The 11,588-nt window shown below is 41.1% G+C and carries 10 protein-coding genes and 1 pseudogene; 4 read left to right on the forward strand and 7 right to left on the reverse strand.

Translation table 11 applies throughout. The annotated features are described in order from the left end of the window. Both FTU17_RS07115 and FTU17_RS07120 read right to left on the reverse strand, forming a co-directional pair. On the reverse strand, nucleotides 1-567 hold the full coding sequence (locus FTU17_RS07115) for a YceI family protein (protein WP_180134986.1): 567 nt from the start codon (nucleotides 565-567) through the stop codon (nucleotides 1-3). Between the two features lie 87 nt (nucleotides 568-654). Beyond that, nucleotides 655-1,224 carry a nicotinate-nicotinamide nucleotide adenylyltransferase gene (locus FTU17_RS07120; RefSeq protein ID WP_180134987.1) on the reverse strand — a complete coding sequence of 190 codons (570 nt, stop codon included), beginning with the start codon at nucleotides 1,222-1,224 and terminating at the stop codon, nucleotides 655-657. 106 nt (nucleotides 1,225-1,330) lie between these two features. On the opposite strand from FTU17_RS07120, the gene FTU17_RS07125 reads away from it, so the two are divergent. Further along, entirely contained in the window at nucleotides 1,331-2,131 is an 801-nt protein-coding gene (locus FTU17_RS07125) for an enoyl-CoA hydratase-related protein (protein WP_180134988.1), read from the forward strand. Between the two features lie 96 nt (nucleotides 2,132-2,227). Next, nucleotides 2,228-3,001, forward strand: coding sequence for a nitroreductase family protein (locus tag FTU17_RS07130; RefSeq protein ID WP_180134989.1), 774 nt, complete (start codon nucleotides 2,228-2,230; stop codon nucleotides 2,999-3,001). Between the two features lie 242 nt (nucleotides 3,002-3,243). Here the strand turns inward: FTU17_RS07130 and FTU17_RS07135 are convergent, their stop codons facing one another. Further along, nucleotides 3,244-3,561 (reverse strand): NGG1p interacting factor NIF3, encoded by a 318-nt coding sequence (locus FTU17_RS07135; RefSeq protein ID WP_180134990.1) that lies wholly within the window; start codon nucleotides 3,559-3,561, stop codon nucleotides 3,244-3,246. Nucleotides 3,562-3,587: 26 nt separating this feature from the next. After that, nucleotides 3,588-4,454 (reverse strand): LysR family transcriptional regulator, encoded by an 867-nt coding sequence (locus FTU17_RS07140; protein ID WP_180134991.1) that lies wholly within the window; start codon nucleotides 4,452-4,454, stop codon nucleotides 3,588-3,590. A 155-nt stretch (nucleotides 4,455-4,609) separates the two neighbouring features. On the opposite strand from FTU17_RS07140, the gene FTU17_RS07145 reads away from it, so the two are divergent. Then, the gene (locus FTU17_RS07145; RefSeq protein ID WP_180134992.1) at nucleotides 4,610-6,352 is read left to right on the forward strand and encodes an FAD-dependent monooxygenase; all 1,743 of its coding nucleotides are present in this window, start codon (nucleotides 4,610-4,612) and stop codon (nucleotides 6,350-6,352) included. Between the two features lie 109 nt (nucleotides 6,353-6,461). On the opposite strand, the gene FTU17_RS07150 is transcribed toward FTU17_RS07145, so the two are convergent. From FTU17_RS07150 to purL, 3 genes are all read right to left on the reverse strand, one after another. After that, nucleotides 6,462-6,848 (reverse strand): hypothetical protein, encoded by a 387-nt coding sequence (locus FTU17_RS07150; protein ID WP_180134993.1) that lies wholly within the window; start codon nucleotides 6,846-6,848, stop codon nucleotides 6,462-6,464. 78 nt (nucleotides 6,849-6,926) lie between these two features. Then, complete coding sequence (locus tag FTU17_RS17480) at nucleotides 6,927-7,055, reverse strand: KGW motif small protein (RefSeq protein ID WP_257225708.1); 129 nt, start codon at nucleotides 7,053-7,055, stop codon at nucleotides 6,927-6,929. A gap of 328 nt (nucleotides 7,056-7,383) precedes the next feature. After that, nucleotides 7,384-11,220, reverse strand: coding sequence for a phosphoribosylformylglycinamidine synthase (gene purL, locus FTU17_RS07155; RefSeq protein WP_180134994.1), 3,837 nt, complete (start codon nucleotides 11,218-11,220; stop codon nucleotides 7,384-7,386). Between the two features lie 282 nt (nucleotides 11,221-11,502). Here purL and FTU17_RS07160 point away from each other — a divergent pair. Next, nucleotides 11,503-11,588: pseudogene (locus FTU17_RS07160) on the forward strand (IS1595 family transposase); the annotation flags it as partial.

Consider the following 11,588-nt stretch of genomic DNA (forward strand, 5'->3'; position numbering starts at 1 on the left):
TTATTCAAGCCGCCATTGGCCTTTGAGCTGTATCAATACTTGCTCACCTACTCCACCGAGTGCTTTACGCATACCAAAATCACTACGCTTAATGGTTGCTAAAGTTTGAACATCCAATACTTTTGGATTTTGCGGGCTTGGGGTGAGTGTGGTATCGAAGATCACAGGCTTAGTGATGCCACGAATGGTGAGATCCCCTCGAATCATATACTTCGCATATGCCACGGGTTCGATTTGTTTACTGACAAACTTCACTTGCTTAAATTCAGCGGCATCAAAATATTCACTTCCCAAGATTAATCCCTTTAAGCTTGGGTTACTAAAACTAATGCTATCTACATCTAACACTAAATGCACTGAACCTTTATGTGGAATTTCAGGATCAAACTTAAGGTTCGACTGAACCTTATTAAAGCGCCCTTCTACAATAGACAGCCCCACAGATTTAATGCCAAATGTGACCTGACTATTAGGCGTTAGCGTCCATTCAGCAGCATGTAGGGGCAATACGCAGCATAAAGCGAAGGCTCCCATATATTTTGCTAACGTTCCGTGACGCAAATTCATGTTTTTCTCCTGAATAAAACACAGCCTAAAATCACTACAACGTTTATTTTTTTGCTCCATTGTAGTGCTAGAAATTTTAGCGTTTTTTTATAGCAGATTTGTTTTATCCTGAGTCATAAATTTGTGTTGAAGTTGTTTATAAATGTCTGTCTGTTGAAATTTTTGCAAAAATTCGACGGTACCTTGAGGAAAAGCATCATGCTGAATTTCACCACGATAATACGCCTCGCGTACCGGTGTCGCAGAGATCGCCCCTTCTAGACTATCCAGCTCAACCATTTCCCATTCGGGGAAGAATTTTAAATAATAAGAAGAATCATCTTTAAAATGTCCAATCAAACCGACTTTTGCATTCGTTTCAACCACCTCATTCACCAAAGATTTGACTAACTTTTGCCATTTTTCATCGTTATATACATCAATCACATGTACAAACTTGATTCGCTTCTGATCTTGCTCTGAAAAATTCGACAGGATCATCTGCTCACGTTCTGACGCTAAAAATGGATTTTTGATATTACGTTCATTTTGCGCCGAACCAAGCGCTAGAAGCACATATTGACTTTGTTGTAAGGCAATTTTAATGGTTTGCAAATGCGCTAAATGGAACGGCTGAAAACGCCCAATGAAAACCAAATAATCAAATGTATATTTCATATCAAATCAAACTTTTTATGAACTGAGCAGTTGTGCCACAGGCTGAAATATGCGACATAATGTCGAGCATAAAATCAAAACGAAACTTTTACGCAAGGATAGTACGATGACACTGAGCTGTATTCAACAACCCCATGAACATTTGAATGCGAATTTGGACAATGGCGTACTGACCTTAGCCATTAACCGACCTCAGGCGAAGAACGCGCTGTATACAGAATTATATCTGTGGATTGCCAAAGCATTAGATGAAGCTGATCAGGATTCTTCAGTGCGTGTAGTTGTACTCCGTGGTCAAGATGCGGACTTCAGTGCGGGCAATGACATGCAAGATTTTATGAAATCTGCTGCTCAAAAAGGACAAGCTCCAGCTGCAGAAGGCGCACCTTTTATTTTATTAAAATCTGCTGCTCAATTTTCTAAGCCGCTGATCGCTGCGGTTCGCGGTGTTGCCATTGGGATTGGTGTTACGATTCTGCTTCATTGCGATCTAGTCTACAGCGACAATACTGCCCTATTCCAAATTCCGTTTGTGAGCCTTGGTCTATCGCCTGAAGGTGCATCGAGCAAGCTATTGGTTCAACAAGCCGGCTACCATAAAGCGGCTGAATTACTCTTAACCGCTCAGAAGTTTGATAGTGCGACAGCGCTTTCAGCGAATTTAGTCAATAGCATTGAAGAAGATGCTTATGCGACGGCTGCGAAAAAAGCAGCACAGTTATCTGCTCTACCACTAGCTTCTTTGGTTCAATCAAAAGCATTAATGAAACATAATGTGGATGAAATCGTGGCATGGATTGACCATGAAGCTGAGATTTTCATGAATCGTGTAGGCTCTCCAGAAATGATGGAAGCTGTTGCAGCCTTTATGCAAAAACGCAAACCTGACTTCTCTCAGTTCAATTAATGTTTTAATGGAACGTAAAAAACCACTCATATTTGGGTGGTTTTTTTCATCTCAGCCCCAATCTATTTTCTAAATTAAAAAACTGGATGTTTCCACATGACTGCAGCATCACAAACTAATGATAAACCTGAAAAGAAACGCTACTACGAGCCTGCACCTGAAGGCATCGATATCGAGAATTTTAAAAAAGTAGTTCAAAGCCGCCGTTCTGTACGTAAGTTTACCGACAAGGCCATTCCAAATGACGTTTTAGATGAATGCTTAGACCTCGCCTTGCTTGCACCGAATTCATCAAATTTACAACCATGGACATTCTATGTCGTTCAGAACCCTGCAAAGAAAAAACAATTGGTGAAAGCTTGCTTAGGGCAACTTGCGGCAAAAACTGCTGCTGAATTGATTGTCTGTGTCGCGCGTACCGACCGTGTAGATGAAATGGCAAAGCGTAATATTTCGGAATTTCCATTTCCTGAAGCACCTGCAGCGGTGCAGAAGTATTACAAGTTTATTCCTTATAACTATAAAACAGGTTACTTCAACGCCTTAGGTAACTTTAAGAAAGTAGCTTTCAAAGTTGCACGTACACTGGATAAACAATTGCCTGTGACGGCCTTTAATGAAGCAGATGCAAAACTTTGGGCGAGCAAAACTACAGCATTGGCTTGTGAAAACTTAGTTTTGGCTTTACGTGCCTATGGTTTTGATAGTTGTATGATGGAAGGTTTTGATGAACCTTTGGTGAAGAAGATTTTAGGATTAAATGCTCAGCAATACCCAGTGATGGTGATTGGTGCAGGTGAACGTGCTAAAGATGGTGTGTTCTTCCCGCAGTATCGTTTTGACCGTGAGCTGTTTATTCAGAAGGTTTAATTCAAACTCTATAATGTATAGCGGTAATTTGAGACGCGGAAATGTTATCAGCAGCTGTATGAGGCAGGACTCGATTCAATAAATATCGTTTTAGCGATGTTTTCAATCACATGACGGAATGTAACGAGTTCTGCTGATGACAATGGTTTTGCCTACTTTTCCCGAAAGAAAAGTAGGTCGAACCGAAGGTTATTCCTACAAGTAAATATGTAATAACAAGACTCCGCTACACCCTTATTCTTTTAGAAAGTTATATTCACCATTTGAATAAACTCAAATGCTGGCTCTTCATAAGGATGACTTACTTTTAAAGCCCTTGCGACTTCACTCGCTTTATCTTCAGGCACGATGGTTTCCACTCGCCATTCAGGGATAGATTCAAGCTGATCCAACTCACCAATAAAAGGATTTGCACCTTTTACAGGTTTAAATTGCCCCGTCCCTAACACTTGCCAAGCACAGTGTTCATAGTTTCCTATACCTCCTGCTCCAGCTTCATAAACAGCCAGTTTAGTCGACTCTAGGTGAGACTCAGGTACATAATAAATTAGTTTTAACATTGACTATCCCAGACGCTATTGTGCAGTCACATTAAAGCACTGCAAATCATGTTCAATGCCACATTATTTGATGCATGCGGATAGGTTGCATATAAACCTAATTTCGGTAAATCCACATCTGTTTGAATGACTTTGACCGAATCATTTAGAAACTTGAGTAAATATTCAGGCACAAAACTCAGCCCCATGCCCATATTAATCAAATTTAAATGCTGCATGACATTGGTCACCCACAGCATGTGATCATGTTGCTGCTGATCAAAAGGAATCAAGGCATTTAAGGTATCGTAAAACACGGGAGAAGCATTTTGTTCACACATAATAATGGTGTGATTTTTTAACTCTTGAAGTTTTAAGATGCGATCTGATGGATGCAGATGCGCTGCGCCAACCAAATAAATTTGCTCACTTAAAACCTGAATATTGGTAAAGTCATCATGGCTTAAGTGGTAACGAGTAAAGCTAATATCCAGTTCGGTATTTTTTAGTTTTTGAATTTGCTCTGTACACGTCAAGCTATGTAAATGAATTTTCAAATCAGGAATATGCTGTTTTAATTGCGCCAAAATACTCGGCATAATTTTCAATTCTGCGACATTTAAAAAGCCAATATGTATTTGATTATTTTTGGCTTGCGCCACGTGGCGAGCTGCGGCTACAGCTTGTTTGGCATTTTCTAGTGCTTGCTCTGCATATTTCAGAAAAGCCTGCCCTTCATCGGTCAGTAAGACTTTGCGAGCAGAACGTTCAAATAATTGCACCCCAACTTCTTGCTCTAAGTCTTTAATTTGCTGACTGAGCGATGGTTGTGCTGTAAATAGTTTTTCCGCTGCCTTAGTGAAACTCTGTTCTTTCGCCACCGTCACAAAATAACGTAAATGTCGTAATTCCATTCGCTTCACTCACACACTCACTACATCACCCGTGTCATGCAGTCAAAATACCAATAGATCTATAGTTTATATGAATATCCATTCTACTCGGAAAATCATTTACCTAGACTTCGGACTATTCCAAGTTTGCGCTTCACATACACATGGAGTTTTGTATGACACAGCAATTCGATACCGATGTTCTGATTATTGGCACAGGCCCTGCAGGTTCTACTTTAGGTTTGGCCTTGGCAAATTATGGTATTCAGGTTCAGCTTTTTACCCAATTTAATTGGTTAGCCAATAGTCCGCGTGCCCATATTACCAACCAACGTGCGATGGAAGTGTTACGTGACTTAGGCATCGAAGAACACGTTCTCGACATTGCCACACCTTGGGAACAGATGGGGGAAAGCCTCATCACCACAAGTCTTGTCGGTGAAGAAATTGCCCGTATGAGTGCTTGGGGCACGGGCGACGAACGTCATGGCGATTATATTAAAGGTAGCCCCTGTCCATTAGTCGATCTTATTCAACCGAAAATGGAAGCTTTGTTGGTAAAAAATGCGGCAGAGCGTGGTGCGATTTATAATTTTAATACTGAATATTTATCACATATACAAGATGAACATGGCGTAACAGCAACATTCCTTAATCGTATTACCCAAACTGAATTTAGCTTACGTGCCAAATATTTAATTGGTATGGATGGTGCGCGTTCTAAAGTGCTTGAAGAGCTTGATTTACCCCTCGAAGGGATCATGGCTCGTGCAGGTACGGTATACGTGACTTTCAAAGCAGATCTTTCACAATATGTGAAAAACCGCCCTGCTATTTTGCAATGGATTGTTAACCCTGAAGCGAGCTTTGGTGATTTGGGCATGGGCTTACTCCGTGCCATTACACCTTGGAATGAATGGATTATGGGTTGGGGCTTTGATATTTCCAAAGGCGAACCACAAGTCACCGAAGAGCAAGTTCGTGCGCGTTTAAATGCCTTTGTCGGTGCTGAAGTAGAAAATATCGAAATTCAAAAATTGTCTTATTGGTATGTGAACCAAACATGGGCAACCGAATATTCAAAAGGTCGTGTATTCTGCGGCGGTGATGCGGTGCATCGTCATCCACCATCAAGTGGCTTAGGTTCAAATACCTGTATGCAAGATGCCTTTAACCTCGGTTGGAAATTAGCGTATGCCATCAAAGGTTGGGCTACTCCTGCTCTACTTGATTCTTATACCACTGAACGTGCGCCTGTCGGCAAGCAAATCGTGGCACGTGCCAATCAATCTCGCTTTGACTATAAGCATCTCAAAGAGGTATTTGGTTTTGACCAAGGTATCACAACTCAAGCTCAAATGATGCAACGTATTTTTGCGGAAGATGAACAAGCTGCAGAAATTCGTCAAAAGCTATATCAAGCCTTAGAAATTAAAAACTTTGAGTTTAATGCCCAAGGTGTAGAGTTGAATCAGCGCTATACATCCAATGCGGTGATTGCTGAATCTGAAGATGAAATATTTGAGAAAGATGAACAACTTTACTTACAAGCGACCACACGTCCGGGGGCAAAAGTTCCACATACTTGGATTATTGATGCCAAAGGCGATAAGCAATCAACGTTAGATATTACTGGGCATGGTCGCTTTACCCTACTGACAGGTCTTTCAGGCAAAGGTTGGAAAACTACTACCGAATCTTTGAATCTACCTTATTTAGATGTGATTCAAATTGGTTCTCGTGAATACCGTGATGTGTATGGCACATGGAATGCGAAATCTGAAATCCATGAATCAGGTGCAGTATTAGTCCGTCCAGATGGTTATGTCGCTTGGCGATACCAAGACAGTACTAATGCTGCTTTTGATTATGAAAATACGTTGAAGGCTGTCTTAAAGCAGATTCAATTGGCTGTTTAATTAATAAAACCACCTTCGGGTGGTTTTATTAATTCAATACTTTAGGATTTTTCTTTCCTACAATGTTGTTTTTTTTCTACACCTATTTCAGCTTTATCTAACAACAAGACTAAATTTTGTGTTCGATGATTTTAACTTTTTGGCACAAAACTATTTTGACCATATCCATTTTTATAAACGCAAATCGACCAACTATATTTTGCTGGAAATATATGAATAAATTGCAAACTTTTCTCTGCAGAAAATGTAGCAATTCCTTCCTGTGTTTTTTTAATGTAGATTCAGTAAAAGACTTGCCTTGCCATGTTGTAAGATTTAAAAATACTTCTGCATCGTCCAACTTTTCATTTTGCTCATTGATAACAGTTATATTAATTTTCGGATGCTTCGTTTTTAAAATAGGAAAGCACCCACTTAACAATGTTGACGGAAACATAAAGCCTAAAAGTAAAAATATTTTTATATCTTTTAATAATACAAATTGTTTAAAGCTCATTATTAATTTTTGCAGTTTTTTAATTATGCATTAGTTTACATAAAAAACCGCCTTACAGCGGTTTAAACTGTTCAAATATTACATCTGTAAAGCATAACCCAAAACTAAAAACACCAACTGCAAACACACCACTGCACCAAAAAGCTTCCAGCCCTTTTTACGCAGCGCAGACTTATCCACTGCTGAATATTCTACTATTTTAATCATGTCATCACCTCATCATGAGTGTTGATACTGAACACGTTTAGTTATCCATCTTTCTTTTATCTTGCTGTCTTTTATCTTGCATAGTTATTGTGCATAAATTACACACCAGCATGTTTCCACAAATATAAAAGCAAAATCTAAACCAAGTTCAGTGGGAGAAATAAAAATTTAAAACCAACAAAAAACCACCCGCAGGTGGTTTAAAAAACGAAAGCGATTATATGTGTAAAAACAAGCATTCACAATAATTAATATATCTTTTGGTAAATTTTAACCATAAAAAAAGCCACCCGAAGGCGGCTCTTTTCTATGATTCATCTATGTAAGATTAACCAATAAATTTACGTGCATTACGGAACATACGTAACCAAGCACCATCTTGATCCCAATCTTCTGGTTTCCACGAATGCTGAATCGCACGGAAGTTACGTTCAGGGTGCGGCATCATAATCGTTGCACGGCCGTCTTTAGACGTTACACCTGAAATCGCTTCTGGCGAACCATTCGGGTTCATTGGGTAATGCTGCGTTGGGTTGCCTTGGCTATCTACATAACGCAAGATCACTTGATCGCCTGCATTCAATGCTGCAATGTTTTCCGCGCTAGCAACTACACGACCTTCACCATGTGCAACAGCGATAGGAAGAATCGAACCTTCCATACCTTCTAACAATACAGAATTTGATTTTTCAACGCGTACGTTAACTGCACGAGCTTCAAACATCTCAGATGTATTACGGTGGAAACGAGGCCAAGCTTCTGCGCCAGGAATAAGCGGTGCAAGCTGAGACAACATTTGGCAGCCGTTACAGATACCTAGAGAGAATGTTTCATCACGGTTGAAGAATTTCTCAAATTGGTCACGAAGTTTAGGATTGAACAATACAGATTTAGCCCAACCGCCGCCTGCACCCAATACGTCACCGTAAGAGAAACCGCCACATGCCACTAAGCCTTCAAAGTCATCAAGACTGATACGGCCAGCAAGCAAGTCGCTCATGTGTACGTCTACAGTGTTGAAGCCGACTTTATCAAATGCAGCAGCCATTTCTACATGACCGTTTACACCTTGTTCACGCAGAATCACCATGTTTGGACGGCGTTCATTGATGTACGGTGCTTCGATAGGCTCGTTCAAATCAAATGTTGGTTTTGCAATTAAACCTGCATGTGATTTGTCAGCAATCAACGCATATTCTTGATCCGCAGTTTCTACGTTGTCACGCAGACGTTGGATTTGATGAGACACTTCAGTCCATGCTTGCTGTAATTCAGCACGGTCTAAGCTCAAACCATTCACAGTTAAAGTATCTGTATCGTTTACAGTACCTACTACTGCAATTGCATCTTTAAGGCTAGACGCTGCAACTTCAGCTTCTAATGCAGCCCAATCCGCTTTGCTGATTTGAAGCACTGCACCAATTTCTTCTGCAAACAAGCTTGCAGTAGATTGATCTTCAAGTGCTGCACCTAGGCGTGAAGCGAACATCATTTCTGCAACAGTTGCCAATAGACCGCCATCACCGATGTCATGGTAAGCCTTGATTAGACCACGGTTGTTCCAGTCTTGAACCAATGCAAAGAATGCTTTGAAGTCATCGAAGCTGTCTACGTCAGGTGTAACAGAACCGATTGCTTTATAAACCTGAGCAAGGATCGAACCGCCTAGACGGAATTGACCTTTAGAAAGATCGATACGTACCAGTACAGACTCGATGTTTTTAAGTTCAGGTGTAAGTGTTTTGCGAACATCAGTCACAGGTGCAAATGCTGTGATCACGCCTGACATTGGAGAAGTTACAGATTTGTCTTCACCTTCGTCATTCCAAGTGGTACGCATAGACAATGAGTCTTTACCTACTGGAATTGCGATACCTAGTGCAGGACACATTTCCATACCGATGGCTTTAACACCTTCGAATAGCGCTTGGTCTTCACCTTGTTGACCTGCAGCAGCCATCCAGTTTGCAGACAATTTAATGTCGCTGATCTGGTCGATTTTTGCAGACATGATGTTCGAAATTGATTCTGCTACAGATAAACGTGCAGACGCCGCAGGATTTAACAACGCAACTGGTGGACGTTCACCCATTGCCATTGCTTCACCTGTATAACCGACAAGGCTCGTCGTTGTTACCGCAGCATCCGCTACAGGCACTTGCCACTTACCGACGAACTGATCACGTGCAACCATACCTGTAATCGAACGGTCACCAATGGTGATCAAGAACGATTTAGATGCAACTGTTGGATTTTTAAGAACGCGGTAAATCGCATCTTTCAAATCTGTGACAGTTTCAGCAGTGAAATCATCGCCTTTACGTTCAATTGTTTCATATGAACGGCTCATACGCGGTGTACCGCCAAGCATCACTTGCATTGGCATATCCACAGCTTTGTTTTCAAACAATGGATCGTTTACTGTCAATTGACGTGCTTCAGTTGCTTCACCAAGTACGGCGAATGGGCAGCGTTCACGTGCACACAGTGATTCAAACAATTCTAAAGAGCTTGGACGAATTGCCAATACATAACGCTCTTGTGCTTCGTTCGACCAAATCTCCATCGGAGACATGCCTTTTTCCAGTGATGGAATTTTACGAAGATCAAGGATTGCACCTAACTCGTGATCGTTCACAAGTTCAGGCATTGCATTTGAGATACCGCCCGCACCCACGTCATGTACAGATACGATTGGGTTATGGTCTTCCATGCGCCAGCATGCATCAATCACTTCTTGGCAACGACGTTCCATTTCTGGGTTTTCACGCTGTACAGATGCGAAGTCTAGGTTTTCACCTAACTTACCGCTGTCTACAGAAGACGCAGCACCGCCACCTAGACCGATCAGCATGGCAGGACCGCCAAGTACGATTAAAAGATCGCCCGGTTGGATTGCATCTTTTTCTACATGGTCAGGACGGATGTTACCGTAACCGCCGGCAATCATAATTGGCTTATGGAAGCCTTTTACGTCGCCATTTACATTTTGTTCAAACGTACGGAAGTAACCATTTAAAGCAGGACGACCGAATTCGTTGTTAAACGCAGCGCCACCCAATGGGCCTTCAATCATAATTTGAAGCGGAGATGCCATACGAGACGGCTTGCCGTAGTTTTCTTCCCAAGGCTGTTCAAAGCCAGGAATGTTCAAGTTAGAAACAGTGAAACCTGTTAAACCTGCTTTTGGCTTACCGCCACGGCCAGTTGCGCCTTCATCACGGATTTCACCGCCTGAACCTGTCGCAGCACCCGCAAATGGCGCAATTGCTGTCGGATGGTTATGCGTTTCCACCTTCATTAAGATGTGAGCAGCTTGGCTCTTATATTTGTAAACGTGCTGACCTGTTTCTTCGTCTTTTTTCGGATAGAAACGTTGCGTGTCAAAGCCCACGATCACTGATGCGTTGTCTTTATATGCAGACAAAACGTCATCTGGAGATTCTTTATAAGTGTTTTTAATCATTTGGAACAATGACAATGGCTGAACTTCGCCATCAATTGTCCATTCTGAACCAAAGATTTTATGACGGCAGTGCTCAGAGTTTGCTTGAGCAAACATCATCAATTCGATGTCATGCGGGTTACGGCCAAGCTTGTTAAACGCTGCAACTAAATAATCAATTTCTTCGTCAGATAGTGCAAAACCAAACTCAGAGTTTGCTTTCACTAAAGCTTCTTTGCCTTGACCTAAAATATCAATTGCATTTAACGGCTTTGGCTCAGTTTCTGAGAACAATGCAGTCGCTTCTTCAATTTGATTGAAAACGCTTTCTGTCATGCGGTCATGCAATGCCAATTTTACTTCTTCAGAAACAGCATTTACGCCCTTCAAAGTAAATAAAACACCGCGTTCAAGGCGATGAACCGGTGTATTACAGTTGGCGAAAATGTCAGTTGCCTTCGACGACCACGGAGAGATTGTCCCAACGCGTGGCGTCACTAATATTTGGACTTCATCACTTGCTGGCTGGCGCAATTCAAAAGATTGACCATCGTTAAGCAGCTGTAAAGCAGATTGCTGTTGCTGTTCGCTGAGCGTTTGGTCAAATAGATAGACCAATTGGCTTTCAATTTCCTGAACAGAACTAATCGAAGATAGACGTGTTAATAGTTGCGTTTTCTTAAAAGAAGAGTGTGCTGGTGCACCGGCCACGATAAACATGCTGATTTTGGCTCCACGGGCTGGTCTTTTGAACCAAGCCGCAATGTGACTTGAAGAGAGCGCATATTCTACTGTGTATTGGTGAAATCAGCTAGATGGGAAAAGCATTTTCTGTTCGAGAATGGCACAAGATTTTTTAAATTTTGTTTTTATTTTCAGTCAAAAAGATTGAATACAGCAGTGCAGCTTAGCACAAAATAAATTGTAAAAAACATTAATCGAAAATTAATATCAAATTTAGAAGGCTCTAGACTAGCAGAATAGATATGTTAGTCTAGAATCATGATAGAAAACAGTAAATTAAGTCACTATAAGATTAAAAAAATTATTCAGTGCTTTTGCATTGATATTCCTGCTTCTAAAACAGC

Source organism: Acinetobacter sp. YH12070, assembly GCF_013419625.1.
Taxonomy (GTDB): domain Bacteria; phylum Pseudomonadota; class Gammaproteobacteria; order Pseudomonadales; family Moraxellaceae; genus Acinetobacter; species Acinetobacter amyesii.

What these genes read in the sequence shown, in the direction of transcription:
- FTU17_RS07115 (WP_180134986.1), bottom strand. Translation starts at nt 567, where the DNA reads ATGAATTTGCGTCACGGAACGTTAGCAAAATATATGGGAGCCTTCGCT.
- FTU17_RS07150 (WP_180134993.1), bottom strand. Translation starts at nt 6,848, where the DNA reads ATGAGCTTTAAACAATTTGTATTATTAAAAGATATAAAAATATTTTTA.
- FTU17_RS07135 (WP_180134990.1), bottom strand. Translation starts at nt 3,561, where the DNA reads ATGTTAAAACTAATTTATTATGTACCTGAGTCTCACCTAGAGTCGACT.
- FTU17_RS07120 (WP_180134987.1), bottom strand. Translation starts at nt 1,224, where the DNA reads ATGAAATATACATTTGATTATTTGGTTTTCATTGGGCGTTTTCAGCCG.
- FTU17_RS07125 (WP_180134988.1), top strand. Translation starts at nt 1,331, where the DNA reads ATGACACTGAGCTGTATTCAACAACCCCATGAACATTTGAATGCGAAT.
- FTU17_RS17480 (WP_257225708.1), bottom strand. Translation starts at nt 7,055, where the DNA reads ATGATTAAAATAGTAGAATATTCAGCAGTGGATAAGTCTGCGCTGCGT.
- FTU17_RS07145 (WP_180134992.1), top strand. Translation starts at nt 4,610, where the DNA reads ATGACACAGCAATTCGATACCGATGTTCTGATTATTGGCACAGGCCCT.
- purL (WP_180134994.1), bottom strand. Translation starts at nt 11,220, where the DNA reads ATGTTTATCGTGGCCGGTGCACCAGCACACTCTTCTTTTAAGAAAACG.
- FTU17_RS07140 (WP_180134991.1), bottom strand. Translation starts at nt 4,454, where the DNA reads ATGGAATTACGACATTTACGTTATTTTGTGACGGTGGCGAAAGAACAG.
- FTU17_RS07130 (WP_180134989.1), top strand. Translation starts at nt 2,228, where the DNA reads ATGACTGCAGCATCACAAACTAATGATAAACCTGAAAAGAAACGCTAC.